The sequence below is a fragment of the Dorea longicatena genome (assembly GCF_024168045.1).
In the GTDB taxonomy this organism is placed as follows: Bacteria; Bacillota; Clostridia; order Lachnospirales; family Lachnospiraceae; genus Dorea_A.
The window spans coordinates 1,415,387-1,440,628 of the sequence record NZ_CP100126.1 but is presented as its reverse complement, the minus strand read 5'-3'; the positions used below and the strand labels follow the sequence as shown (position 1 = coordinate 1,440,628).

At 38.7% G+C, this 25,242-nt stretch carries 23 protein-coding genes and 2 pseudogenes; 8 read left to right on the top strand and 17 right to left on the bottom strand.

Translation table 11 applies throughout. The features are described 5' to 3' along the window. Positions 1-2 precede the first annotated feature (2 nt). From NKF87_RS06735 to NKF87_RS06705, 8 genes and pseudogenes are all read right to left on the bottom strand, one after another. On the bottom strand, positions 3-2,045 hold the full coding sequence (locus NKF87_RS06735; RefSeq protein WP_117597495.1) for a HelD family protein: 2,043 nt from the start codon (positions 2,043-2,045) through the stop codon (positions 3-5). 227 nt (positions 2,046-2,272) lie between these two features. After that, positions 2,273-3,667: an NADPH-dependent glutamate synthase gene (gene gltA, locus NKF87_RS06730; RefSeq protein ID WP_055181773.1), complete on the bottom strand. Its 1,395-nt coding sequence runs from the start codon at positions 3,665-3,667 to the stop codon at positions 2,273-2,275. Continuing rightward, a complete protein-coding gene (locus NKF87_RS06725; protein ID WP_055181772.1) occupies positions 3,667-4,554 on the bottom strand; it encodes a sulfide/dihydroorotate dehydrogenase-like FAD/NAD-binding protein in 888 nt (295 codons plus the stop codon). Before NKF87_RS06725 ends, gltA begins: the two co-directional genes overlap by 1 nt. A gap of 210 nt (positions 4,555-4,764) precedes the next feature. Beyond that, positions 4,765-5,946, bottom strand: a complete 1,182-nt coding sequence (locus NKF87_RS06720) for an iron-containing alcohol dehydrogenase (protein WP_006426608.1) — start codon at positions 5,944-5,946, stop codon at positions 4,765-4,767. Between the two features lie 450 nt (positions 5,947-6,396). After that, a complete protein-coding gene (locus tag NKF87_RS14250; RefSeq protein WP_301291904.1) occupies positions 6,397-6,594 on the bottom strand; it encodes a hypothetical protein in 198 nt (65 codons plus the stop codon). A gap of 17 nt (positions 6,595-6,611) precedes the next feature. Then, positions 6,612-7,703, bottom strand: coding sequence for a tyrosine-type recombinase/integrase (locus NKF87_RS06715; protein ID WP_253584284.1), 1,092 nt, complete (start codon positions 7,701-7,703; stop codon positions 6,612-6,614). Then, the gene (locus NKF87_RS06710; RefSeq protein WP_253584282.1) at positions 7,700-7,981 is read right to left on the bottom strand and encodes a hypothetical protein; all 282 of its coding nucleotides are present in this window, start codon (positions 7,979-7,981) and stop codon (positions 7,700-7,702) included. The genes NKF87_RS06715 and NKF87_RS06710 overlap by 4 nt, the downstream gene beginning before the upstream one ends. A 68-nt stretch (positions 7,982-8,049) precedes the next feature. Beyond that, positions 8,050-8,145, bottom strand: a pseudogene (locus NKF87_RS06705) (integrase DNA-binding domain-containing protein); the annotation flags it as partial. Here NKF87_RS06705 and NKF87_RS06700 point away from each other — a divergent pair. The 6 genes from NKF87_RS06700 (at position 8,144) to NKF87_RS06675 (ending at position 12,046) form a co-directional block, all read left to right on the top strand. Continuing rightward, a complete protein-coding gene (locus tag NKF87_RS06700; protein ID WP_002322212.1) occupies positions 8,144-8,623 on the top strand; it encodes an MGMT family protein in 480 nt (159 codons plus the stop codon). The pseudogene NKF87_RS06705 and the gene NKF87_RS06700 overlap by 2 nt on opposite strands. 228 nt (positions 8,624-8,851) lie before the next feature. After that, positions 8,852-9,214, top strand: coding sequence for a VOC family protein (locus NKF87_RS06695; protein WP_117628206.1), 363 nt, complete (start codon positions 8,852-8,854; stop codon positions 9,212-9,214). A gap of 37 nt (positions 9,215-9,251) precedes the next feature. Then, entirely contained in the window at positions 9,252-9,647 is a 396-nt protein-coding gene (locus tag NKF87_RS06690; RefSeq protein WP_010775277.1) for an SRPBCC family protein, read from the top strand. 26 nt (positions 9,648-9,673) lie between these two features. After that, positions 9,674-9,994 carry a TfoX/Sxy family protein gene (locus tag NKF87_RS06685; protein ID WP_004612621.1) on the top strand — a complete coding sequence of 107 codons (321 nt, stop codon included), beginning with the start codon at positions 9,674-9,676 and terminating at the stop codon, positions 9,992-9,994. A gap of 442 nt (positions 9,995-10,436) precedes the next feature. Continuing rightward, positions 10,437-11,591 (top strand): ParM/StbA family protein, encoded by a 1,155-nt coding sequence (locus NKF87_RS06680; protein ID WP_117597504.1) that lies wholly within the window; start codon positions 10,437-10,439, stop codon positions 11,589-11,591. Between the two features lie 11 nt (positions 11,592-11,602). Next, entirely contained in the window at positions 11,603-12,046 is a 444-nt protein-coding gene (locus tag NKF87_RS06675; protein WP_028087976.1) for a hypothetical protein, read from the top strand. A gap of 579 nt (positions 12,047-12,625) precedes the next feature. On the opposite strand, the gene NKF87_RS06670 is transcribed toward NKF87_RS06675, so the two are convergent. The 6 genes and pseudogenes from NKF87_RS06670 to NKF87_RS06645 form a co-directional block, all read right to left on the bottom strand. Beyond that, positions 12,626-13,258 (bottom strand): SdpI family protein, encoded by a 633-nt coding sequence (locus NKF87_RS06670; protein ID WP_117597505.1) that lies wholly within the window; start codon positions 13,256-13,258, stop codon positions 12,626-12,628. Beyond that, the gene (locus NKF87_RS06665; protein WP_023923479.1) at positions 13,242-13,526 is read right to left on the bottom strand and encodes an autorepressor SdpR family transcription factor; all 285 of its coding nucleotides are present in this window, start codon (positions 13,524-13,526) and stop codon (positions 13,242-13,244) included. The genes NKF87_RS06670 and NKF87_RS06665 overlap by 17 nt, the downstream gene beginning before the upstream one ends. Before the next feature lie 376 nt (positions 13,527-13,902). Beyond that, positions 13,903-16,548, bottom strand: coding sequence for an ABC transporter permease (locus NKF87_RS06660; protein ID WP_117597506.1), 2,646 nt, complete (start codon positions 16,546-16,548; stop codon positions 13,903-13,905). Further along, a pseudogene (locus NKF87_RS06655) lies at positions 16,545-17,015 on the bottom strand (ABC transporter ATP-binding protein); the annotation flags it as partial. The pseudogene NKF87_RS06655 and the gene NKF87_RS06660, both read right to left, overlap by 4 nt. Beyond that, positions 16,997-17,485 carry a hypothetical protein gene (locus NKF87_RS06650; protein WP_253584280.1) on the bottom strand — a complete coding sequence of 163 codons (489 nt, stop codon included), beginning with the start codon at positions 17,483-17,485 and terminating at the stop codon, positions 16,997-16,999. The pseudogene NKF87_RS06655 and the gene NKF87_RS06650, both read right to left, overlap by 19 nt. 22 nt (positions 17,486-17,507) lie before the next feature. Next, complete coding sequence (locus tag NKF87_RS06645; protein ID WP_253584279.1) at positions 17,508-19,523, bottom strand: GHKL domain-containing protein; 2,016 nt, start codon at positions 19,521-19,523, stop codon at positions 17,508-17,510. 174 nt (positions 19,524-19,697) lie between these two features. Here NKF87_RS06645 and NKF87_RS06640 point away from each other — a divergent pair, with 174 nt between their 5' ends. Both NKF87_RS06640 and NKF87_RS06635 read left to right on the top strand, forming a co-directional pair. Then, positions 19,698-20,024, top strand: coding sequence for a PadR family transcriptional regulator (locus NKF87_RS06640; protein WP_117597516.1), 327 nt, complete (start codon positions 19,698-19,700; stop codon positions 20,022-20,024). A gap of 4 nt (positions 20,025-20,028) precedes the next feature. Next, on the top strand, positions 20,029-20,718 hold the full coding sequence (locus tag NKF87_RS06635; protein WP_117597517.1) for a hypothetical protein: 690 nt from the start codon (positions 20,029-20,031) through the stop codon (positions 20,716-20,718). A 222-nt stretch (positions 20,719-20,940) separates the two neighbouring features. Here NKF87_RS06635 and NKF87_RS06630 read toward each other — a convergent pair whose 3' ends face one another. Genes NKF87_RS06630 through NKF87_RS06620 form a run of 3 tightly spaced genes read right to left on the bottom strand, consistent with a single transcriptional unit; the run spans position 20,941 to position 25,198 of the window. Then, on the bottom strand, positions 20,941-21,348 hold the full coding sequence (locus NKF87_RS06630) for a DUF3592 domain-containing protein (RefSeq protein ID WP_117597518.1): 408 nt from the start codon (positions 21,346-21,348) through the stop codon (positions 20,941-20,943). Positions 21,349-21,382: 34 nt separating this feature from the next. Then, a complete protein-coding gene (locus tag NKF87_RS06625; RefSeq protein WP_242998848.1) occupies positions 21,383-22,624 on the bottom strand; it encodes a chitobiase/beta-hexosaminidase C-terminal domain-containing protein in 1,242 nt (413 codons plus the stop codon). Between the two features lie 33 nt (positions 22,625-22,657). Then, positions 22,658-25,198 carry an FtsK/SpoIIIE family DNA translocase gene (locus tag NKF87_RS06620; protein ID WP_117597519.1) on the bottom strand — a complete coding sequence of 847 codons (2,541 nt, stop codon included), beginning with the start codon at positions 25,196-25,198 and terminating at the stop codon, positions 22,658-22,660. Positions 25,199-25,242: the final 44 nt, after the last annotated feature.

Genomic DNA, 25,242 nt, shown 5'->3' with positions numbered 1-25,242 from the left:
TACTATTCTGTTATCTGATACATATATAATTCATGCAATGCTCTCGTTGCACAGATATATTTTGCCTGGTTCTGCATCGGATTTTCAATATCCCGGAAGACTCCGAATACCTGATCGAATTCCAGTCCTTTCGCAAGATAAAAGGTTGTGACGGTAAGCCCTTTTTTGAATGCAGAACTGTTGCGGTCAATATAGTGCACTTCTTCGCCGCGGGCTTTTAACATTTGATACAATGTGAACGCTTCTGCTTCCGTCATGGTAATAATGGCAGCAGTCTCATACTCGTCTTCTCCAAGTTTTGCTTTTAAAAAGATCTCATCCAGCACAGCATCTTCATTTTGGAAATTCTCTTCAATGACTTCTTTTCCATGACGCTTTAAAAGTTCCACGTCTTTTACACCGGTTAGTTTTTCAGCGTATCTGGCAATCTCCATCGTATTTCTGTAACTTTTATTCATTACAATCTTATGGATCTTCTGATCGAACACCCCCGGAAGGAACTGTAATACATCTCGCATCTGTTCATCCAGTGTCTGGGCCTTATCGCCGAGGATTGTCATCCGGCATTTGAAGATCTGATTCAGGATCACATACTGCAGATAAGAATAATCCTGCATTTCATCAATGACCAGATGCTTGATGTGGTTATGCACAGCTTTTCCGGTCAGACGGTACTTCAGATATAACACCGGAAATACATCTTCGTATTCCAGCTTGCGCTTTTCGTATTCGACATCCGGAAGTGCCGGATAGCCGCATTCTTCCAGAAACCATCCGTAGATCTTATAGATATCTTTTGTCACATACATCTTGTCAAACTTATTCTGCACGATCAGAAGTTCTTCTTCGGAAAGATCCCGTCCAAGTAATGTTTCGTATTCATCAACGCAGTAGTCACGGATCGCATCCATACGGGTGAGCAGAGGTGCATTTTGAAATTTGAAATAAAACAGATTGATCAGTTCTTCTTCTGTTTTTTGAATTCCTTTATATTCAATCGTTCGAAAATCCATCAGTTCATCTTCCAGGCTTGCGAGAAATCCTTCCATCATTCCGACAAAGCCTTCCAACTGCTTCTCTTCAAAGCGTTCTGTCAGATACGGGTCCTGAAGCTTCATGGTTCTTTCCAGCTGGTCATAGCGATCTTCACAGTCCGGAACGATACCTTTCAATTCCCGGTATGCGAACAGATCAAAACTCATCTCCTGAATATTTTCCTCGCCCAGTTCCGGAAGAATATGAGAAATATAGTCCGAAAAAACACTGTTGGGAGAAAGGATCAGTATATTAGAGGATTTTAAATGTTCTCTGTCGTGATACAACAGGTATGCGATCCTGTGTAATGCAACGGAAGTCTTGCCGCTTCCGGCTGCCCCCTGAATTGCAAGGATCCGATCCTGTGTATTACGAATGATGGCATTCTGTTCTTTCTGGATCGTACGTACGATATTTTTCAGCTGCACATCACTGTTGGTTCCCAGTTCCTGTTTTAAAATATCGTCATCAATCTTGGTATCGCTTTCAAATGCATAGACCATTTTTCCATTTTTTACTTTATACTGCCATTTGGCGGCAATTTCGCCTTCGATAAGTCCGGCGGGAGCTTTATAAGAACCCGGTCCTTTATCATAATCGTAAAACAATCCGCTGACAGGTGCTCTCCAGTCATAGATCAAAGGCAGCATACCTGTACGCTCTGCAAAATTGCCGATACCGATATAAAAAATCTCCGGCTCTTCTTCCCCATCATAGATAAAATCTACACGTCCAAAAAATGGGGCTTCCAACATCTTACGGAGACGATGTCTCATCTTCTGCTTTTCCTGATTATCATTTACCTGATGTAAAAGTGCTTGTTGGTTATCGTAATTCTCATAACCATATTCGTCCATCTCAGTGTAATTCTCCCAGTAGTATTCGTTCATACTCTGAATGTCTTTCTGTCCGGCTTCAATGGATGCATCTACTTCTGTCAGCCGTGTACGGATCTTCTCCGTTACTTTATTTAAAAATATCTTTCCGTCTTTCAAATCTAATTCTGTCATAATCTCCAACCTGTCTTTTTGTTTTATCCTTACTTGTCAGCAGGACTGATTTTATAATTATTTTCAGTATTTAAATATGTCTTACAATCATAACACATACAGCTGTTTTTATTCAAGTACGGATACAGCATCAAAAAAGAGATACACACAAGATTTTTTCTTATGCATATCTCTTTTATCATATATTCATATCTGAATACTTATAGAATCTTTTATCCTGTGGAGAATTAAGCATTCTTCTTAGACAGATATTCGTGGATACCTTTTGCACCTGCTTTACCTGCACCCATAGCAAGAATTACAGTTGCAGCACCTGTTACGGCATCGCCGCCTGCGAATACGGCAGCTTTTGAAGTCTGTCCGTTCTCTTCTTCTGCTACGATACATTTTCTCTTGTTCGTCTCAAGACCCTTTGTTGTAGAAGAAATCAATGGGTTTGGAGAGGTTCCAAGGGACATGATAACAGTGTCTAATTCAATCTCATATTCAGATCCAGGAATTTCGATCGGACGTCTTCTTCCGGAAGCATCCGGCTCACCAAGTTCCATCTTGATCACTTTCATACCTTTTACCCATCCGTTTTCATCGACAAGGATTTCTTTTGGATTGGTAAGGAGGTCGAACTGAACACCTTCTTCTTTTGCATGATGTACTTCTTCTACTCGTGCAGGAAGTTCTGCTTCGCTTCGACGGTATACGATATGTACTTCCGCACCAAGACGAAGTGCTGTTCTGGCAGCATCCATAGCTACGTTACCACCACCGACAACGGCAACTTTCTTACCGGCTGCGATCGGTGTATCGTAAGAATCATCAAATGCCTTCATCAGGTTACTTCTTGTCAGGTATTCATTTGCAGAGAATACTCCGTTGGCTGTCTCGCCAGGGATTCCCATGAACATCGGAAGACCTGCTCCGGAACCGATGAATACAGCTTCAAAATCTTCCTCTTCCATCAACTGGTCGATGGTTGTAGATTTACCGATAACAACGTTTGTCTCGAATTTAACACCAAGCTCTTTGACTTTTTCGATTTCTTTCTTAACAACTTTCTGCTTTGGAAGACGGAATTCAGGAATACCATATACCAGAACACCGCCAAGTTCATGCAGTGCTTCGAATACAGTTACTTCGTATCCGAGTTTTGCAAGGTCGCCGGCACAGGTAAGTCCTGACGGACCGGAACCGATGACTGCTACTTTATGTCCGTTTGTCTTTTCCGGTTTTTCCGGTTTGATATCATTTTCCAGTGCATAATCTGCGACAAATCTTTCCAGTTTACCGATAGATACTGCATCACCTTTGATACCACGAACACACTTGCTCTCGCACTGTGACTCTTGTGGACATACACGTCCGCAGATAGCAGGAAGTGCAGAAGATTGACCGATCACTTTGTAAGCCTCTTCGATATTGCCTTCTTTGATCTCTGCGATAAATGCAGGAATATTAATGGATACAGGACATCCCTGGATACATCTTGCATTCTTACAGTTCAGACATCTGGTTGCTTCTTCCATTGCTTCTTCTTTATTATATCCGTAACATACTTCTTCAAAATTCGTAGCACGAACCTTTGGCTCCTGTTCTCTTACAGGAACTTTCTTTAATACATCTGCCATTACTCGTCACCTCCGCACTGACCACATCCGCCATGATGTGTGTCACCTTCCTGTAATTTCAGCATTGCACGGCCTTCCTGGGTCTTGTACATCTGCTGTCTCTTCATAGCCTCATCGAAGTTGACAAGGTGTCCGTCAAATTCTGGACCATCTACGCATGCGAACTTGATCTCATCTCCTACATGCAGACGACAGGCTCCGCACATACCCGTTCCATCTACCATGATCGGATTCATACTTACAACAGTAGGGATTTCCAGTTTCTTTGTAAGGAGACATACGAATTTCATCATGATCATTGGTCCGATTGCGATACATACGTCATATTTATTTCCCTTTTCTACCAGTTCTTCTACCATTGTCGTAACCATTCCGGCATGACCGTAAGAACCATCATCTGTACATGGATAATAATTTCCAGATACTGCTTCCATCTCTTTTTCCAGGATCAGCATGTCCTTTGTCTTGGAACCGATGATAACATCAGCATCAACACCGTGTTCATGGAGCCATTTCACCTGTGGATATACAGGTGCTGCTCCGACACCGCCTCCGACAAACAGGATCTTTTTCTTCTTCAGTTCTTCGATATCTTCCTCTACGAGTTCTGAAGCATTTCCCAACGGACCTGTGAAATCGCGGAAATAATCTCCTGCTTTTAATTCTTTCATCTTGGTTGTGGATGCTCCGACCGGCTGGAATACGATTGTGATCGTTCCGGCTTCTCTGTCATAATCACAGATTGTGAGAGGGATTCTTTCCCCTTTTTCATCCATCTTTACAATGACAAACTGTCCCGGTTCACAATGTCTTGCTACACGAGGAGCTTCTACATCCATCAGAAAGATGTTAGCAGTTAATTGTTCTGCTTTTAAAATTTTGTACATCTTATTTCCTCCTAATTCCCAATATTACTATTATCATAATACGGCTTGTTCTATTTCGCAAGTAAAACCATATTTTTCAAAAAATGTCGATAAAATTGTTCAAGATTTATTTTATTGTATATGGAATAGATTTTGATTTTTATACCAAAGTACGCAAAACGGCTGTCACATAAACCTATGTGACAGCCGCCGTTATCTGATTTTTGTTATTTAAAAATCAACTTCTGTTCCATAATATGTACATGTAAATAATTTAGCCATTGTTGCAGGATCAATTGCTCTTGGATTAGATCCTGTACAGGCATCACCAACTGCAAGTTCTGCAATCTTATCCAGTTTTTCTTTGAATTCCTCTTCGTTGATTCCGAATTCTTTCAGAGTCTTAGGAATATTCATCTTTGCATTGAACTCATCAATCTTTGCACACAAGCTGTTGATCAGAGCTTTTTCTGATGTTCCAGGAAGTCCCATTCTGCGTGCAATCTCTGCATAACGTGATGCAGCCACTTTATCTTTTGCATTGTATTTGATTACATATGGCAGATAGATCGCATTAGCACATCCGTGAGGAATATGTCCGGTTGAGAATGCTGCTCCTGTCTTATGAGCCATAGAATGTACGATTCCAAGTAATGCATTCGAGAATGCCATACCAGCCAGGCACTGTGCATAATGCATCTGCTCTCTTGCTTCCATATTCAGGTTATAAGATGCCGGCAGATAATCCAAAACCATCTCGATTGCCTGCAGTGCAAGTGGATCTGTAAATGGACAGTTGAGTGTTGATACATAAGCTTCGATCGCATGTGTCAGTGCATCCATTCCTGTGTAAGCAACCTGTTTCTGAGGAAGTCCTTCTACCAGTTCAGGATCAACGATTGCAACGTCTGGTGTGATGTTAAAGTCTGCCAGAGGATATTTGATTCCTGTATTGTAATCTGTGATTACGGAGAATGCTGTTACTTCTGTTGCAGTTCCTGATGTAGATGGAATGGCTGCAAATTTTGCTTTCTGACGAAGTTCAGGGAAACTGAATGGCGTGATGATATTCTCAAATGTCTCATCCGGATACTCATAGAATACCCACATAGCTTTAGCCGCATCGATTGGAGATCCACCGCCCATTGCTACGATCCAGTCAGGCTCGAATTCCTGCATTACTTTTGCGCCCTTCATAACAGTCTCTACAGACGGATCCGGTTCTACACCTTCAATCAGTTTGACTTCCATTCCGCCTTCTTTCAGGTAGTTCACTGCTTTGTCCAGGAATCCCTGACGCTTCATAGATCCGCCGCCAACTACGAGGACAGCTTTTTTACCTTTCAGATTCTTTAATTCGGATAAACATCCTTTTCCGTGATAAACATCTCTTGGTAATGTAAATCTTGCCATTTCAAACACGCTCCTTTTAAAATATTGTGTTAATCTTTTAACACAATTGTACTACTCGCGAATTTCTTTTTCAAGTCTTTGGGGCGATAAAATTGTGATTTTTTTAATATTATAGTGTATTTCTTCTATCTGTTTGTTACTTCTATATAACAAATGTATATTTAGAAGATTTTTTTCCGATTTATAGCTTTTTGATGTTTGTTAAAATATCTCTTATCTTAACTACTTTTAGTTGTATTTTTGTTGCTTTTCTGTTGTAACAAAATATCTTAGTTTTAAAAATTTTAAAATCTGCAAAAATTCTTTTCTGTTTCAAAAGATTTCGCTTATTTAATAACGATTAAAAATCATTGATAAGCATTAAGTATTACATATTTTTGCCAAAAGCTTTGTTAAAAATGTAACACTAAAATTAAATTAATAAATAAAAATTTGAATTGTCAGAATAGTTTAAAATAAATATTCCTGAATGAACGAAATATCATATACAGGTATGGTTCTTTCTGTTGAGTCCAGTTTTAATGACTCAATAAATGAGTTCATTACTTCACTTGTATCATAGATGATGACCTCTGGTTTATGAATGACATAAACTTCATTTGTAAATTCTTCTGAATAATGACCTAATATCTCCGATACTACTTTCATGTTCATATTGTTTTGATCTAACAGTGTTGCATAAGTGTGCCGTAAATCGTGCATACATGTTTTGTACAATCAATATTACATTTCTTCATTAGTTTCTTAAAATAATAATACGGTCTTGCGATTGCCTTCCCGTGATCCCTAAACAAAACAAAATCTAAGTTTTCATCAAATTCCGGATCATTTTTCAGTGTTTCTTCATATCGTGCTCTTGCCAGATACAGCTCATCCATAATAAAATCAGGAAGCGGGACGTATCTTTTACTGTTACGAGTTTTTAATGTCCTCTTTTGAGAAAGTAACGTATTGTCATCGAACCCCTCATTATCATATCCTCTTCCCAACTGACAGTCGATTAAGAGTTGTTTTTTTTGAAAGTCGATTTTTGAAAAACAGATCGCTCTTGTTTCACTTACACGTGCTCCTGTTGAAGCAGACAGCAGTAAAAATAAATAGAATGTATAATCCATTTTTCTTGCGGTCAATAATAAATTCATAAGTTCGTTCAGCGTAAATGCGTTTTTCTTAGTAGGTGGTTTAGTAATCTTCTTTTCTTTTTTGCAAATTTCTATTGCCAGTGGTGCCGGATTTGATATAATAATCTGCTGATTCTTTGCATATTGAAAAGAATTTTGAATCATTTGCATCATAGCTTTGTATGCGCTAAAAGTTTCGCACTTGTTGATGAAATTTTTTAAATCTGTTGTGGTTATAGAATCCATATAGGTGTCTGGTCTAAAATATTCACAAAACCTTTTAACCGGTGTTGCATAGTATTTAAACGTATTATAAGCATATTTACATCCATCTATAATGTAGTAATATAACCAGAAATTGTAAAATTCCTTTAAAGTAAATCGGTATGGCATATATTGATTTTTGGTAAGTTTTACAATTAGATTGTCACGATATTTCATAGCTTCCTTCGCAGAAGCAAACCCACCCTTTTGACGGTTCAATGTAGAACCATCACCCAAAATCAGAGTAAAACGGATACAGTATTTTCCATGTTGAAAAGTCGGGTTTTGCGGAAAATTCCAGTTAATAATATTTAACTGGTCAAATCGTGAATCATAAGGTGGACGAATAAATTGTTTTTGATTCTTATTCATAGCTTCACCCTGCCTTTCTTGCAAGATGAGTAATCCATTACCTCTGTTGTCATTTTTTTTACTGGATATTTTTTATCTTTTTCATAACAATATGGGCATCTAAAATTGCAATTCATTGTCGGAATTAGAGTCATTGTTAATGCTTTATTCGCACCAAATCTTCCTCTATAATGCATAGATTTAATAACATTAAACTCATCAAAATTCTTAGGAATTATAAAACCTCCTTCCATTAATTGATTAATTATTGCGTTTGGAAGTTCTGCTAACTCTTTCATCGAATCTAATTTTTTAAAATCACATTTATCAAAATTATCTCTATACTCCTCATCAACACTAGCATACCCACATATTTATATAAGTATTTTCCGTCTGTTCGTTGGCTCTCTCCAGTATGCAGGATACGTCCTTTGTTATCCTTAAAGTAGGAGGTGGCACAAATGGCAAATGAAGATAAAAAAGATTTTAATGCTATGTTGCATGATAGTAAGGATATGCCAAAATTTCAAATTATCATAGACCAGAAAAGTATTGAGAAATATGGTGGAAACAAAATGTATTTTGCTCCCCCGATTGACTATGACAAAGTAATGAAAAAAGTTCCGTATGGTAAAGTGATTACGGTTGGAAAAATACGAGAACACTTTGCAAAATTGAGTGGTGCAGATTTTACAGAGCCGATTACAGCGGGTATATTTGTTTCTATTGTAGCGTGGGCGAGTTATCAGCGTTCCGAAGATGAAACACCCTATTGGAGAACATTAAAAGCAAACGGAGAATTAAATGCTAAATATCCAAATGGTATTGAAGCACAGAAAGAAAAATTAGAAGCAGAGGGACATACCATTATTCAAAAGGGGCGTAAAAATATACGATACTATGTAAAGGACTATGAAAATTCTCTTTTTGATTTGAAATAGGCAAATTCTATTTCACAATTTCATATCTCTATACACAAAGCAGTTAGTCTTAGGATTGACTGCTTTTTTCATACCTAAATTTCAGATTGGAGTGATGAAATGGTGTTTGTTAGAGCTGTTCAATAAGATTATCGGTGCATAAAATTTTATTGTGGTGCAGATATGAAAATGATATAATGTGGATATGAAGAAAGCGACAAACTTGAATTTATTTAGAGGTGTTAGACAATGGAATTAAAGAACATTTTAATTGTTGTTAAAGATATTGAGAAATCAAAACAATTTTACAATGACCTGTTCGGTCTTGATTTGGTACTTGACAATGACGGTAACATGATTTTAACGGAAGGACTTGTGCTTCAAGACGAAAAAATTTGGAAAAAGTTTTTAGGAAAGGATATTATCCCTAAAAGTAATTCTTGTGAATTATATTTTGAAGAACGAGATATAGAAGCATTTGTTGAAAAGTTGGAACGGTCTTATCCTTCAATTCAGTATGCTAATAAACTTATGACACATAGTTGGGGACAAAAAGTAGTTCGTTTTTATGATTTAGACGGTAATTTGATTGAAGTAGGAACACCGATGTAACACCAGAAATTTCAGTTTGAAAAGGGGAAATGAAAAAGTGGCAATTTCAAATATAAATACAATTATTAGTAATGATATTCAAAAAGTTTGGAACATTGTTTTAGCTGTTGATAAATATAACTCATGGCGAAGTGATTTGAGCAAAACAGAAATAATAAATGACAAACAATTTATTGAATACACAAAAAATGGATATGCTACTACATTTACCGTTACCGTTGCAGAACCATATAAACGCTGGGAATTTGATATGGAGAATAGCAACATGAAAGGTCATTGGATTGGTGTTTTTATAGACAAAGGGAATGAAACACAAATAGACTTTACAGAAAATGTGATACCTAAAAAGTGGTTTATGAAACCTTTTGTAAAAACCTATTTGAAAAAACAACAAAAGCAATTTGTTCTGGACTTAAAGAAAGCATTGGAATAATAAAATTCAAGATTGGAGGGTTGGAAATGGCTTCAAGTAAAGATTATTTACAATTTGTTTTAGAACAATTATCAGAATTACAAGAAATAACATATCGTGCAATGATGGGAGAATTTATTATTTATTATCGTGGAAAAATCGTTGGCGGTATATATGATGATAGGTTACTTGTAAAACCAACAAAGTCTGCAATTTCTTATATGCCGACAGTTACTTATGAAATTCCATACGAAAACGCCAAAGAAATGTTATTGGTGGAAGAAGTTGATAATAAAGATTTTCTGACGGGGTTATTTGATGTGATGTATGATGAACTACCAACGCCAAAACCTAAAAAGAAAAAATAAACAGCTTCTAGTTTACAATTTCATATCCATATACACAAAGCAGTTAGTTTTAGGATTGACTGCTTTTTAAAAAGACACCATTTAGGTGTAATGATGTCTTTTGGGTGTTATTTTATAGGTCATATCAAGGCTCATTCAATCGTGGTAAATTCGTGGTAAAATGAGTTTTTTCTATACTTCAAAATACTTGAAAGTATAGTGTTTATGCGGATAATCGAAAATTAGATATAAAATTTAACATAAAATTATTATATCTTATCTTTTGCTTATTTTATAAATTTTTCATATTTTTCCCTCCTCTCATCGAATTCATTAGTTCTAAAAATAGAGTGCTTGAAATAACAATAAATAATTTTGTCCAGAAAATCAGGTATGAAATAATTTCTTTCATACTATTAATGAATATCAATAATATGACTATTTACATACAAGGTGGATCTATATGAATACTAAAGACTTTAAAACCCGCAGTGAAACAATCCATCGTGCAGCACCGTGCCCGGCAAACCATTGGATCATCGGTCTGGATATCGGATATTCTGCAATCAAAGGAATGAGTCCTAATAAAATTTATTCTGTTTCAGCTTACGCAAGGAAAATCCCTGCTGATCGTGTCAGGCTCAATGAACCTTCTGAAACAGATATCTATTATAAAGCAGAAAATGGTGATATCTGGGTTGTTGGCTCTCTGGCTTACAATGAACTCTCTGCATCGGATGTAATTGACAGCGAGCAGGAATTATTTGGCCGTAAAAGATACTATTCTGATATGTTCCGTGTTATCTCGGACACTGGTATCGCCATTGGATTAATGGGAAATGATAAAGGAAATTCGAAAGGAAAGAAACTTACCATTCAGACAGGACTCCCGCCAAAATATTTAAAAGCCGACCAGAATGATTTGAAGGAAGTTCTTTCCGGACATCATCATTTCAGTCTGCGTATTGGACGTGCACCTTGGCAGCAGTTTGATTTTGTGGTAGACAGCAAAGATATTTTTGTTATGCCGCAGCCGCTCGGAGCGTTGGTTTCTGCTCTTGTCGGAAAAGATGGAAAACAGCTTGCCACTGCAGCAAAAATCTTTTCAAAGAATACGATTGTGTTTGATCCAGGATTTGGAACCTGTGATGATTATCTTGTCGATCATGGTAGTGTTGTCGATGAAAACACATTCCCGGATTTTGGGATGCGGGAGGTCTTTTCAAGAACATGTAAAAAAATTCAGGACACTTATGGTGTATCATTACAGATCCCGGATCTGCAGAACCTTTTAGAAACAGGTGAAATACGGATTCTCGATCGAAAGCATATGAAACGCAGCAATGAATCCTTCCGCACACTACTGGAAGATGCATCCAGAGAAGTATGCAATGAAACAATTGAAAAGTTAAAATCAACACATAATTATTTTGCTGACATTGATTACATTGTTGCAACCGGTGGTACTTATGATGCATGGTCCGAACAGTTTAATAATGTCTTCCGTTATATGGATGGACTGCAAATTATTCCTGGTAATATCAATGATCCGGATTTAAGCAATATCTATTCAAATGTGCGGGGATATTATTACCAGCGTGTTAATCAGATCCGCTAGGAGGTGATAATATGAACGTAATCGTTCGTTTATACTGGCAGCATGATCTGGATTTGGTCGCACTTACCTTGCATCCAATGTTTGAAATGGGAAAATGGATGAAAAAGGCCATGATTGCATATGCACAGGGGGATGAGGAATTTCATATTCCGCTTCCTCCAGAAATGCCTCCAGAGAAACCTCTGGAAAATTCTGATGCGCATTTTGCTTTGGATCCCAAAAACGAAATTGAAAATGAGGTTATCAAAATTTTACAGCAGTTTCGGAATGGACAGCGCAATAGTGTAATTAAGCTTATTTTTCGCAATTATCTGGATGAACTTTTTCTGAAACCATATATCGACACAAATACCTATATTGTAAAAGCAAGGGGAAACTATGGTGGAAAGAAAAAAGAAAATAATATATCCATTCCATCCGTAACGAAACGAACAGCCAAAGGTGATAGTTATTAGACTTCGTTGCTTCACGCCAACTTATCTCTCGTAGCCTAGCCTTATATGTGATTTCTGTTCGTCGGACCAGAGATTTGCTTACAGCTTCCTTCAGATTCTACCTCGCGATAGACACCCTTGCTGTTCGGCTATACACTTCCCACTATCTGGGCATGTTCGGGACTTGCACCCGTTAGAGCGCGCCCATGGCGCGCAAACGCAAAAAAGGGACTGGCAAAACCAGATCCCCTCTTTAAAATACACGCTGCCGTCGTGATAGATAAAAAAGCAAAACTCTTTATTCGTTTCAGCAGCATACTTTATAAGATTTTCTTTCAACTCACCAATGAGCGTTTCTTCATCATCACAAATTGCTATGTTAAACACTTCTGCACCCTCTTGTAGCTAAATTTCTTCAGTCTGAAAAGGCTCTTTTAGCACTATACAAACCGTGTTATTATACCAAAATCTAAATAATGAAGTCAATATCCCCAATGATTTGTTTATGTAGAATGCTGCAGGGTTACAATTGATGTGACACCTACCCCTACTATAATATGCCCTTATTGTAACTACAAAGGCATGTTCCAAAAGTGTACATCATATTCCTTTTTTAAATAAGAAAAAAGAATATGCATATGGGATAACGATCAACACTGCCATGATGAAAAATAACAGTATATTAGAGTCCAGAAATCCATTGGCGATCATAGCCAGGCCACAAAAGATAAACAGTCTGGAGCTGACACGGTGTGTGCGATTCCAGTTTTCTTCACTGGACAGTGTCCATGGAATCCGAATGCCAGCACTATAGTTCTGTTTTGTTTTTGCCAGATAATTGCCAATTACCAAAAGCATGAGTCCAATGATCAGATAAGTGAGCAGAGTAATATTCACATTTATTCCAAGAGCAATAGCATAGCTAGAGCACACAACAATCGGGGAAAGTGCAGCCATAAACCACACAAGTGCCCGGATCAGCTTCGGACTGATGTTCTGGCGTTTTGGATCAACATGGGTGAAAAGAAAGCAAAACCACATCATTGCAAACATAAAAAGCGGAAGTCCGAAAACGGTAATTGCCTTGCTGCTCCAGCCATCTGGAGTATTTCCAGTGGAAAAATGGGTAGGGAGCTTTGTCGGAAGCTGATTCCACAAAAGCAATCCGATCAAGATTGGGCTTAAAGAAAGAAGGCTGCCAAGTAACAAAGACCATTTATATTTTTTCATCATGAGATTCGTCTCCTTTCAAGTCTTTTAACCATAGAAGTAATTCTTCTACAACGGAAGTATTCAAATCATAGTAAATAAAATTCTTTTCTTTTGTTTCCCATATCAGATCAGCCTTTTTCAAAATCTTTAGATGATAGGAAACAGTAGCACCGGTCATATGAAAATGACTACCAATTTCTCCGGCGGACATTCGGCCATTCTTTAATAACTGTAAGATTTCTCGGCGTGCAGGATCGGACAAGGCCTTAAAAGTATCTGCAAAAGCCATAGCATCACTTCTTTCAAAAGTATTTAGAAATATTTCTAAATATAATATATTCTGACGAAGCAGAATTGTCAACAACTATTTAGAAAAATATCTAAATTCTAAAATCCTTGTGTTTCAATCGCTGCTATATGAAAAATATGGTAGTATCACTGTTCAAAAGCTGTTCAACATCTGGCTTTTCCCTTCAGTTATACATGGCCCATAGATTCCGCATCTGTCTGCTCAACTGCTCATATGACCATCTTTTTTTACTGTTTGTGCGACTGTTGCTGTCATTGATGATAAAACCGTCCCTGTCATATCCGATTATCGTTTCTTAATTTCTGATTTTTCATTTCAGCTGGTTTTCAGTTACAAAATTTTATTAAAACACCAATTACAATTCCCTTAGATTTTCGACAATGCTTTGCCTCTTGCCGGCATGGTAAAGCACAGCAGGAATCAGCCAGCCCAGCAGGAGAAATACTGGTATAATCAGGATTACAGGCATAATGGTAAAATGGTATGTTACAAACCAGAACATAGCACTCATCATATTGCCAAGCATAGGGCTGAGCACCACTGAAAGTATGAGGGATGCTATGATGGAGCCCACCGCATAAAATAAGCCCTCATAAATAAGCATGAGCTTTAGCTGTCTCTTGGTCATGCCCACAGACTGTAATACGGCAAATTCTCTTTTTCTGGACAAAATTCCTGTCATAATTGCATTGAAAAAATTAAGTATGCCCACAAGTCCGATGATAGCACAGAGGGCACCACCACAGATTAAAAACATATTTTTAAACCGGGTAAATTCACGTCTGATAGATGCCTTGCTCTCATACATGAGAGTAGATGTATCTCCTGCTGTGAGCTTTTGCAGATACTGCTCAGCACTTGCTTCTGCCTGAGAATCCGGTGTGTCAAACATATAAAATTTTGGAATGACATCTGTACCGCTGTCCTCCTTAAGTTTCTCTACCGGCAAAACCATACTATAACCCAGACTTGTATAACGGAAGCTGATGGAATCAGGAACCGTCACAAGAGCACATACACTGTACTCCACCTCCTTTGCCTCTTCCTCATGGTATTCCAAATACTCCTCAGGCGTGGTCTGTTGGTCTGCCCGCTCGCCGGTTCGGCTGTCTATGTCATATCCAATCTGGTAGTTTACGGTATAAGTGTCTCCCAGCTCAGGGTAGTTGTCCAAATTTACTATATTGCCGTAATCGTCTGTGGATACAGCTACAGCGATTGCGTGGCTATCCGGGTCAGATAGTGGCTCCAGGGAGCCTTTTACTACAGTAAGCTTATCAAAAAGTCCATCGTCAAAGCCCTCTATACTGACGTCGACAAGTATGCTGTCACCTTTCTGCTCGTAGTGGGAGATTTCCTCCTGCAGCTCTTTGCCGCTTAGATAGTTTTCTGCCAGTTTACTATACTGGTCTGTCTCCATCCACATCATAGGGGATATGTCTGCCAGGTCATAGCCGCTTCCAGAGACAGTCTCATCTGTGTTTTCCTTTATCTCATCAATGGTATCTGCTCCTATATATTCATCTGCCGTATTATAGCGGAAATAATCTGTACTGCTCACGATAAAGTCTGCACAGGTTGACCTGTCCACATATTTATCCATGTCAAAGCCGTTGACAAGTGAAAAAAGCACATTTAAAAGAGTTACGGAAAGTGTCAGCGAGACTACAACCAGGATAGTTTTCTTCTTATTTCTGCCAAGATTGGCAAAAGCCATCTGATATACCTTAGCCCCACGGCTGTGGCGCTTTTTCTTTTTGCCGGTCATACCTTCTGTATATTTTGCTGCCTCAACAGGCGATACCTTTGCAGCCATTTTGCCGGGCTTCCTGCAGGACAAAAAGACAGTGATAATGGCAAATACAGCAGAACCGATAAAAATAAGCGGCGAGCTGCTGATAGCAGCCTTTGTGCCTATAATACTTGTGGTTTCTAATGCAATAGGAGTTAAAACCGCACCAATGCCATAGCCCAGAAGCAATCCTACAGGAATACCGATAATACACAAAAACAGAGCTTCCTGTGTAATTATGTGCCTTAATTGTCTTGGGGTGGTACCGATTGTCTTTAGCAGGCCATAAAACCTGATGTCCCCAGTCACTGAAATCTGGAATATATTGTATATAATCAGATAGCCTGTAAATATAATAAGCAGGAAAAAAGCAAGGATTGCAGCTACCAGTGAGAAATCTATGTCAGAGCTTACAGATGAGGCAGTAAGTCCCCAGTTCACACCGATTCTGGCGCTGTTCTCCTGGTCTCTTGTATTCCAGTCATAGCCTAAGTCTGTATCTATTTTTTCCATCTGCTCCCTGATATTAAGCTTGGAAGGAAGCATGACATTTAAGTCTATGTCAAGAGCTTCATCACCAGCGGCTATACACTTTTCGTTGATTTTATCTACATAGGCTTTTGATACGTTGATATAGTGAACAGGCATCAAATCGTCATACTCCCAATAGCCGACGAGGATAAAGCTGTCGGTCTGTGGTATCCCGGTGTCTGTTCCATTACCAGCCTGATAAGTAATCGTCACATTTGTTCCCAGCTTCGGTTCTACGCCAAGGAGTCTTAAGGCTGTAGTGTCCATGGCTATTTCATTTTCTTTTTGAGGCTCCTTTCCCGTGGTTGGGGTGGCATAGCTCCACTTGGTACAGTTTTTATCCATGTAGCTTACTTCCGCCGCTACCTTGCCGAATACGTCAGAGGAGCTGAAGCCGCACACGATACGCTCACCAGATGCCTTGATTCCCTTGTGGGCGGCTATTTTATCAGCCTGTTCTCTTGATAAATCCTTAAAGCTGCCATCGCTATAGCCACCTGCCTGTCTGAAATTGTAGGTCTCATAGCTTGAGTTTACAGACAGCATAATGGTAAATAATGATGTAAACATCAAAGTTGTGAGTGCTATAGCACAAATTGCAATAATATTTCTTTTTCTGGATGCCCACAGAGACTTGAAGCTAAGTCTGCGGATACATTTTCTGTTCTTTACTCTCATACTGCTCTCTCCTGAATATGTCCATCCTCAATTCTTATTATGCGATCCGCAAGCTGGGCGATTTCCTCGTTGTGGGTAATCATCACAATCGTCTGCGAGAACTTCTGGCTTGTCACCTTCAGAAGACCCAATACGTCCTGACTTGTACGTCCGTCTAAGTTTCCGGTGGGTTCATCCGCAAGAATTATGGCAGGCTCTGCCGCCAATGCTCTGGCTATGGCAACTCTCTGCTGTTGTCCTCCTGAGAGCTGATTTGGAAGAGCGTCAAGTCTCTGGTCGAGCCCCAGTGTCTCTGTTATTTTTTTTACAAATTCCTTATCGACTTTACCGCCATCCAGTTCGATTGGAAGCACGATGTTTTCGTATACATTTAGTACAGGCACCAGATTATATGCCTGAAATACAAAGCCGATTTTTCTTCGTCTGAAAATGGTAAGTTCCTCATCCTTCAGGGAAAAGATATCTTTGTTTTAAAATTCCCGGTAATGATTCTTCTGTCGTTTCCCTTAATTGTATATTTTCTTGTAAATTTATTACCTGGTAATGTTCTCGCAGTATAAATCCAGATATCTGCAGTAGCGCATCCGGTGTATAATCTTGGTTTCAGCTTTCCGAAATCCAGACCAATTGTTCCATATTCGCTTCGGTCCCATTGGTATACAACGTATATTTCATCATTTTTTAAATGAACCTGCTTTCCTGTAAGGCGTTTATATTCTGTTGCAGAAATTCCAGTATACGGCAAAATAAAATTCTTTTCAACTTCCATTACTAATTCTGTCATAGTTGCCCGTCGTCCCGTTGATATATAAACAAGACTGCTGCCAACAGACGTAGAAAAAAATACGACCGATATACAGAAGATTCCACTTAAAATAACTCTTATGTAATCCTTTTTCCTTTCTCCCAGCAGTTTAAAAAATATTTTTTTCAACATACTTTTCATCCCCCTATCCTTATCAGTTATTATAGATAGAAATCATAAATATCAGATGATCTTCATATACCTTATATTCGAAGATTCCATCATACTTTTTTATAATATCCTGTATATTCTTCATTCCATATCCATGAAGTCCATTATCTTTTTTATTCGAAACGAATTCTTTTTGAATTTGCTTCGGCATTTCCTCTAATGCATTTGCAATTTCAATATATAACAATAGATTTTTCTTTTTTATCTTAATCTTTATCCAACGCTTTTTATCATTGATTTTCTCACAGGCTTCCAACGCATTATCCAATAGATTCCCAAAAAGGGATATGATTTCCCGGTCTGTAAAAGGGAGTGTCGAAAAGACTTCTGTATCAATCTGCATAACGGTATTTTGATTCTGTGCATCCTTTTCCTTTTGGTTTAAGATCATATCCAGCATATGATTTCCAGTCCAGACATGAAAATTATATTCCAGCATATCATCACTAAGTTCATTCAGATATTCATGCAATCCGGGCCAGTTCTGCTCTTGATCATAGTTCTTGAGCGCTAGAATATGGTTCTTCATATCATGAACCACTTTTCGGCTTTTTAACATTTCTTGATAGCGTTCTTCCAAAATCTTGACTTTCGTTTGTAATGCATGCTTTTCCTGTTCCTCTAATTGAGATATTAATATCTGATGTTCTGCTTCCCATGTATCCAGCATTGCATCGATTAGAATCCATACTGTTTGTGTACAAATTGATTGTATATTGAAATGTATATCTTTATTTTTCTTTACATCAATTAGTGTATCTGAATCTTGTTTTCCAAAATATTTACCTGCATATAATGTACTATATCCTTCCCAATAAGCAGAATCTTTGATGTCTTCTTGTTTTTCATCAGAATTCTCTATTCTAACGGCTATTTGATTTTCTTTTAAATTTAACGCCGGCGATTTTGAAAGCTTTCTATACGTTTTCTCTGAAATTCCAATATGATTTGCCCCATAATATGTGGATACACGCATCATAGGTACCTCGGTTAATGTTCCATTATATGTAGAAGCTAATTTTTTTGCGTATTCTTTATTGCCCTTTTCTGTTATCCAGATCATGTCATAAGGATATTGGTTTCTATATTGATCAAGCGGCAATAGTTCAGCCGTTTGTACAACAAGGTACGACAATGAGAAGAAATGAACCACAATAAGAAGTATCAATAAAATCATATGGTTCAGATATCTGCTATATAATTGATTCAGATCCAGCATATATCGATAATAAAAATTCTTGCATTTTTTAAGCAAATTCAAGAATAATGCAAGTCCAAAAACTACTGCCAATATTAATCCCATCAATAAAACACCATGTGCGTACAAATATTGCGTGTCTGAACCGCAATATAAAATTATGCCGGCCATCATCAAGACAATTCCAATAACTGCCAATATAATCCACATATAACTTATAGGTCTTTTCTCATTCTTTTTATCTTCTGCCATGAGCATTCCAAGACTTCGTCCATCTAACCATATCAGCAATACAACAAATACCAATATCATGATTGAGATACTTCCCAAGCATACATTTTTATAAATCTGATATCTTAACACATACATCCGTATATATTGAGGATAATACTTTACTAATAATCTCTGGATGATATAAAGAAGAATTCTTCCTGTTCCAATCCCCAAAATAAGAGAAATAACACAACCAATACAATATTCAAATAATAATAAAAGGCTGACAGCTTTTTTCTTCATTCCTAATATAAGAAACATGCTATAATCTTTAATTCTAAGTTTGATATAACATTTCATAGCATAAAACATTAACATCAATGTAATTACAGCAATAATACCTACTGCAATTTGAAAATCTGTTTTTAATGCTTCTGCTGTAACTTTATCTGTAATCGAATTTTTAATAATCGAACGAATTCCATAAAATACAAACAGCTCCATAATTGCAACAATATTACTCAAGAAAAACAAAATATAATTCTTTAAATTACTTCGAAAATTTTTATAGATTATTTTTGTTAACATCTTCATTCCCCTCTTCATTTTGTAATCTGCAACTAGCTACTTTGCTCCGCATAATAGTATAGTTCTACTTTACACCACATAGTAGTTATTGTCAATTCGATTACTTATCTATTGTCATGTTTTCTGGCTATGTTATAATATTGATAAATAGATTAGAAAATATCAGGTGATGCAATGTATGATAAATCTCAATTAATGCGTGGAACATTAGAAGGATGTATTTTAAAAATATTATCCCAAAATACATCTTATGGTTATGAAATTGTTACAACTCTTCTGGGTTATGGATTTAAAGATATAAAGGAAGGAACCATTTATCCATTATTGGTTCGTCTTGAAAAAAAAGGAATTATTACCTCTGAGATGCAGCCTTCTCCACTGGGTCCAAGCAGAAAATATTATTCCATTACACCAGATGGAGTAGAATATTTGAACGAATTTAAAACAAACTGGAAACAGATATCCCAATCTGTAAACCAGGTATTTGATACGGAGGTATAAAATCATGTTGAATAAAAAAGATCAAAAAATAATACGGCAAATGATGCGCCATATCCGTACCTTTCCTTTGTTAGATTCTGAAATTAGGCAATTTGAACGGGATCTTACCGGAATGGCTCTTGAAGCTGAAAAACGTGGAGAAGATTTTGAAGATGTTTTGGACATGACCCCAACTGAATTTTGTGATGAATTGCTTTACTCTATCGGGGGCAGCAAGGCTCCAGGTGGTCGCTATCTGTTAAAAGGTGCCGGAATTTATTATCAATTAACAGGAATTCTTGGAACAGCACTTTTTTCACTAATCCTATTACTTGCATTATTTTATACAATTATAATTCCGTCCGAACTTGCACAAACCGGATTACTTGTATTATTTGTTGCAGCAATTGGTCTTACTTTCTTTTTGCTATCTTTATCATTTGGAAATATCGCTGAACGCGATTGTGGCACAACCGAAAAGTCTGCACAGCTTGTTAATAATGGAAAGATTTTGTTGGTAACGGCAGTTATCTTTGATATCGTGGCTACTCTTTATATGATTTTTAATGCTGGAGCGTCTGTAGGACATTTTAATTATAAGCTTCCGCTTCTTATGCAGGTTATTATCTTTTTTTCCTGTTATATGCCGGCAATTCTATACATTATCGGTGCAAAGAGGAATCTGCCACGAGAGTATGCTTTTAATGATATATAGAAAATATTAGCTAATTATGTAGAAAAGTCAGGAAGATTAAATATAATCAACCTGACTTTTTTATCAAAGATTATGATCAGTTTCTCTCTTTTCCTACTGGGCAAGCCCTCGCGAATTGCTTTCATGCAATTTAGTCAAAAAGAAAGACCCTGTATAAAACAGAGCCTCTGGCATTTTCTTTTGAGAGTCTGCATTCTCTAGCCATCAACCGACTGTAATAACTTAATTAATTGCAAAGAATATGATGGCACAAACAAGTATTGGAATCATACCAATCACACTGAATATAATGCTTAATAACTTATATACTTTGGTATCGTAGCCCGGAATATACGACTTCTTTGGATTGTCTGGATTATATCGTATCTCGATTTTTGCCCCCTTCTGTGGGACATGATGTGATAGATATGCACCAGTATTCGTATATAGGACATTATTAACTTCGTACTCGTATAATGGATAGAAACTCAGACTGTCTCCGGAATTTTTATCCAAAATATCCTTCACTGTTGCAACTGTTGTAACTGTGCATCTCGTTGTTTTACTCTTGTTAACAAATCCTAAGATAAAGGCCGGAATCAGAAAACAAATTCCCAACCCGCATAATGTGAAAGCTAATCCAGGTTCCATATATATGCCTCTCTTGTCATCTTTCTGTATGACACTAATTCAATACATAATTTCTGGTTGTAATTCCACTGACTCTTCCCTTGGCATTGACAAGCACTGCCTTAAAGATAGTCTCGCCTTCCGGCATCTCTACCGGTCCGGTGTATTTCGTGGATGAAGTTGTCGGTTCTGACTTGTCGGTTGTATAATATGCCGTATATCCATCCGGTACTTTAATCTCAATCTCCTGGGCACTGCTGTACTGTCCGGTTGACGGAGATACTGCCGGTGCATCCTCAATTGGAAGTTCTACGGTATATGATTTCCTTACAGGGAGACTTGGAATGCCGGCTTTATTTACCGCAATTGCATAGATAGTTGTGTCACCTTCTTCAATCTGGATCGGTCCGGTATACTTGCGGCTTCCTGTTGTTGGTTTTTTCTTATTCTTTGTGTAATAAATTTTACATCCGGATGCTGCCGTCAGCTTTAACTGCTGGACATCATCATAATCTTCTCCGTCATCCAGACTGAATTTCGGAGTTTTTACTATATATTCCGGAAGTGCGTCTGATATCGAAGAATCAGCTTCATCCAGAAGTTCCGGAATCTTCTCTTTCTGATCAGAACGAATATAGAATTTGATACATGCACGGTATAATTCTATATTCTCCCCCTGCTTTTTCAGTGCAGATGTAAATAAACGTTCTGCTTTATCTGCATTGTCCTGTGCCTGATATACATTGGAAAGGCCGGTATAGGCTTCCGGTCTGGTATCATCTTTTGCCAGTGCGTTGCGGAAGCTGTCCTCGGCGGTCGTATAGTCATTCCGGCCAAGCGCCCGATTTCCTTTGTTCACTGCACCGATATACGATGTCAGGTAAGCAAATACGCCGACCACTGCTATGATCAGAAGCAAAAACAGGGCAAGTAATAAAGCGCGTTTTTTCTTTTTCTTATGTCTTGCTTTCTGTCTTGCACGTTCACGATTTCTACGCCTGCGTTCTTCTTCGCTCATCTGCAGGCCGCCACTATGGCTGGTGTTCCGATTGCGGCCGGAAGCATTTCTTGCTGCCCCTGCAGTTCTTCCCGCATTTCTATTATTTCTATTTCGGGTTGAACGTGTCGTATATGAGTCATTGTATATATCTTCATCACCATCTATTGCACCTTTGATCTGTGCTGTAAGCATATCATCTAATGGGTTGTAGTCCGGAACAATGCGGACCTCTTTTCCGCAATGTCTGCAATACAATTCCCCTTCAGGTATTCTCTGACCACAATACCTACATCTCATCTTATGCCATCCTCCTACTGTGAATACTATCTTTTATCCATTTTTCTCATTCAAATATTGTTCAAATTCTTCAGAAGACATCAGAACTTTCCGAGGTTTTGTCCCCTCTTCCGGTCCGACAGCTCCTGCCTCACATAACTGATCCATAATTCTTGCCGCACGGTTAAATCCTATCTTAAAAGCCCGTTGTAACATTCCGATGGATGCTTTTTCTTTTTCGATAATCAGTCTTCCTGCATCTGCAAAATATGCATCATTTTCATTATCATCATTTCCGCCTGCTCCGCTAAGTGGATTGCCGGTCGGAACCGTATTCATGTGAGTCTCTATTTCCTGATTATATGTAACATCTCCGTTGTGCTCACGCAGATATTCCACAACCTGCTGTACTTCCTTATCCGTCACAAAGGAACCCTGCACCCTGGCCGGTTTCTGATATCCGGATGGATAGAACAGCATATCACCTTTTCCGAGAAGCTTTTCTGCCCCGTTCATATCAATGATCGTTCTGGAATCGACTCCCGATGATACAGAAAATGCGATTCTGGAAGGCATATTTGCTTTGATCAATCCGGTGATGACATTCACAGATGGTCTCTGTGTTGCGAGCACCAGATGGATTCCGGCTGCTCTGGCAAGCTGTGCCAGACGGCAGATGGCTTCTTCCACATCTCCCGGAGCAACCATCATCAGATCGGCAAGCTCGTCGACGATGATAATGATCTGCGGCATCGGATCGAGCTTTTCCCCCTCTTCTGTCTGCACGCCGAGGTTTTTGATCTTCTCATTATATCCCTTCATATCGCGGACGTTATATTTGGCAAATGCCTGATAACGTCTGGACATCTCTCCCACTGCCCAGTTCAGTGCACCTGCTGCTTTTTTCGGGTCGGTGACAACCGGAATCAGCAGATGTGGAATGCCGTTATAGACACTCAGCTCTACGACCTTCGGATCGATCATGATCAGTTTTACTTCATCGGGATCCGCTTTGTATAACACACTCATGATCAGGGTGTTGATACATACGGATTTTCCGGAACCGGTCGCACCGGCGATCAGGACATGCGGCATCTTTGCGATATCCGCAACGACTGTCTTTCCTCCGATATCTTTACCGACGGCAAATGATATCTTGGAAGGGCTGTTCTGGAATTCCGGTGATTCCAGAAGGTCACGCAGCATAACTGCGCTGTTCTCTTTATTCGGGACTTCGATTCCTACTGCTGCTTTTCCGGGGATCGGAGCCTCAATACGGATATCTGCGGCTGCAAGATTCAGCTTGATATCATCGGCAAGTCCGACGATCTTGCTGACCTTAACACCCATTTCCGGCTGTAATTCATATCTGGTGACAGACGGACCACAGCTTACATTCGTAATCGTTACATTTACACCGAAGTTTTCCAGTGTCTGCTGTAACTTCATAGCTGTTTCACGCAAATGTGCATCCGACTCACCGCCGCCACGTTTTCCGTGCTGAAGCAGGGATAACGGCGGACATTTGTATGCCTTTTTCGGTTTTGTAGAATCGGCTGCAACACTGGCTGCAACATCCGCAACTTCATCTGCCATTCCTGCAACACCCATCTTAGGATTTTTCCGCCGCGTTGGTTTTTCTTCCGGTGCTGTACCTGCTGCAGATTCTGCAGCGTTTTTAACAGGTTCCGTTCCTGCAACTGCCGTATCTGCCGTATCAGATGCTTCCGGTTCCGGATCCGCACGGTGAATGACAAATTCTGGTTTTTCCGGTCCTTTCGCTGTCTTTGGATCGATCGGAAGTTCTCTTACTTCCGGTGATTTCTTCGCAATAGAGGTATCAAAGGAAACCCCTTCTACATGTTTGTCTCTTCGTTTTTCCGTGCCGGAAGCTTCCGCTTCTGCCCGTTCTCTTTCACGTTGCGTCCGCTGTTCCATGCGTTCGCGTTTTCGTTCTTCTGCAAGTTCTTTGTGCCGTCTGGCATCTTCTCTTGCTCTCGCATATGCCTTATCACTACCGGCCTTTACACCTCTTAATGCTGACTTTCCGGTGATAATGACGAGACAAATGATCATAAAGATGATCGTAATAACATAAGTTCCTGCCACACCGATTGCAGGTGTCATAACAGATGCTACAGATTTTCCGATCTTGCCGCCCATGTCATCGATAAGGTGTAACAATACTTCTGCAAGGATCAGAAGGATCACGCCGATCAGACTCTTGACATATGCATTGCGGTTGTCTTTATTCGATATCAGAAATGATACAAGTCCGAACAGGATAAAAGGGATCACATACGCTGCAACGCCAAAGACATTCCATAAAAATCCAGATATCGCATCTCCTAAGAATCCTGCAATGCCAAAATTACTGATCAGAAGAATAATGCTGACTGCAAGAGTTGTCCAGATCAGAATCTCATCTATCAGAAAACTATTACCGTTTCCGGTTGATTTCCGGCCGGCAGTTTTTCTTTTTCCGGTTGTTTTTTTCGTTGTTTTTCTTGTTGTTTTTTTATTCGAAGACGGCTTTTTTGCTGTCGTATTCGTCTTTTTTCCAGTTGTTTTACTTTTGGTAGACTTTGCTGCCATTACAACTCCCCCTTATGATGGCAATACTAATTATAATTATAGCA

What these genes read in the sequence shown, in the direction of transcription:
- NKF87_RS06735 (WP_117597495.1), bottom strand. Translation starts at nt 2,045, where the DNA reads ATGACAGAATTAGATTTGAAAGACGGAAAGATATTTTTAAATAAAGTA.
- gltA (WP_055181773.1), bottom strand. Translation starts at nt 3,667, where the DNA reads ATGGCAGATGTATTAAAGAAAGTTCCTGTAAGAGAACAGGAGCCAAAG.
- NKF87_RS06725 (WP_055181772.1), bottom strand. Translation starts at nt 4,554, where the DNA reads ATGTACAAAATTTTAAAAGCAGAACAATTAACTGCTAACATCTTTCTG.
- NKF87_RS06720 (WP_006426608.1), bottom strand. Translation starts at nt 5,946, where the DNA reads ATGGCAAGATTTACATTACCAAGAGATGTTTATCACGGAAAAGGATGT.
- NKF87_RS14250 (WP_301291904.1), bottom strand. Translation starts at nt 6,594, where the DNA reads ATGAAAGTAGTATCGGAGATATTAGGTCATTATTCAGAAGAATTTACA.
- NKF87_RS06715 (WP_253584284.1), bottom strand. Translation starts at nt 7,703, where the DNA reads ATGAATAAGAATCAAAAACAATTTATTCGTCCACCTTATGATTCACGA.
- NKF87_RS06710 (WP_253584282.1), bottom strand. Translation starts at nt 7,981, where the DNA reads ATGAAAGAGTTAGCAGAACTTCCAAACGCAATAATTAATCAATTAATG.
- NKF87_RS06700 (WP_002322212.1), top strand. Translation starts at nt 8,144, where the DNA reads ATGGCAAATGAAGATAAAAAAGATTTTAATGCTATGTTGCATGATAGT.
- NKF87_RS06695 (WP_117628206.1), top strand. Translation starts at nt 8,852, where the DNA reads ATGGAATTAAAGAACATTTTAATTGTTGTTAAAGATATTGAGAAATCA.
- NKF87_RS06685 (WP_004612621.1), top strand. Translation starts at nt 9,674, where the DNA reads ATGGCTTCAAGTAAAGATTATTTACAATTTGTTTTAGAACAATTATCA.
- NKF87_RS06680 (WP_117597504.1), top strand. Translation starts at nt 10,437, where the DNA reads ATGAATACTAAAGACTTTAAAACCCGCAGTGAAACAATCCATCGTGCA.
- NKF87_RS06675 (WP_028087976.1), top strand. Translation starts at nt 11,603, where the DNA reads ATGAACGTAATCGTTCGTTTATACTGGCAGCATGATCTGGATTTGGTC.
- NKF87_RS06670 (WP_117597505.1), bottom strand. Translation starts at nt 13,258, where the DNA reads ATGATGAAAAAATATAAATGGTCTTTGTTACTTGGCAGCCTTCTTTCT.
- NKF87_RS06665 (WP_023923479.1), bottom strand. Translation starts at nt 13,526, where the DNA reads ATGGCTTTTGCAGATACTTTTAAGGCCTTGTCCGATCCTGCACGCCGA.
- NKF87_RS06660 (WP_117597506.1), bottom strand. Translation starts at nt 16,548, where the DNA reads ATGAGAGTAAAGAACAGAAAATGTATCCGCAGACTTAGCTTCAAGTCT.
- NKF87_RS06650 (WP_253584280.1), bottom strand. Translation starts at nt 17,485, where the DNA reads ATGTTGAAAAAAATATTTTTTAAACTGCTGGGAGAAAGGAAAAAGGAT.
- NKF87_RS06645 (WP_253584279.1), bottom strand. Translation starts at nt 19,523, where the DNA reads ATGTTAACAAAAATAATCTATAAAAATTTTCGAAGTAATTTAAAGAAT.
- NKF87_RS06640 (WP_117597516.1), top strand. Translation starts at nt 19,698, where the DNA reads ATGTATGATAAATCTCAATTAATGCGTGGAACATTAGAAGGATGTATT.
- NKF87_RS06635 (WP_117597517.1), top strand. Translation starts at nt 20,029, where the DNA reads ATGTTGAATAAAAAAGATCAAAAAATAATACGGCAAATGATGCGCCAT.
- NKF87_RS06630 (WP_117597518.1), bottom strand. Translation starts at nt 21,348, where the DNA reads ATGGAACCTGGATTAGCTTTCACATTATGCGGGTTGGGAATTTGTTTT.
- NKF87_RS06625 (WP_242998848.1), bottom strand. Translation starts at nt 22,624, where the DNA reads ATGAGATGTAGGTATTGTGGTCAGAGAATACCTGAAGGGGAATTGTAT.
- NKF87_RS06620 (WP_117597519.1), bottom strand. Translation starts at nt 25,198, where the DNA reads ATGGCAGCAAAGTCTACCAAAAGTAAAACAACTGGAAAAAAGACGAAT.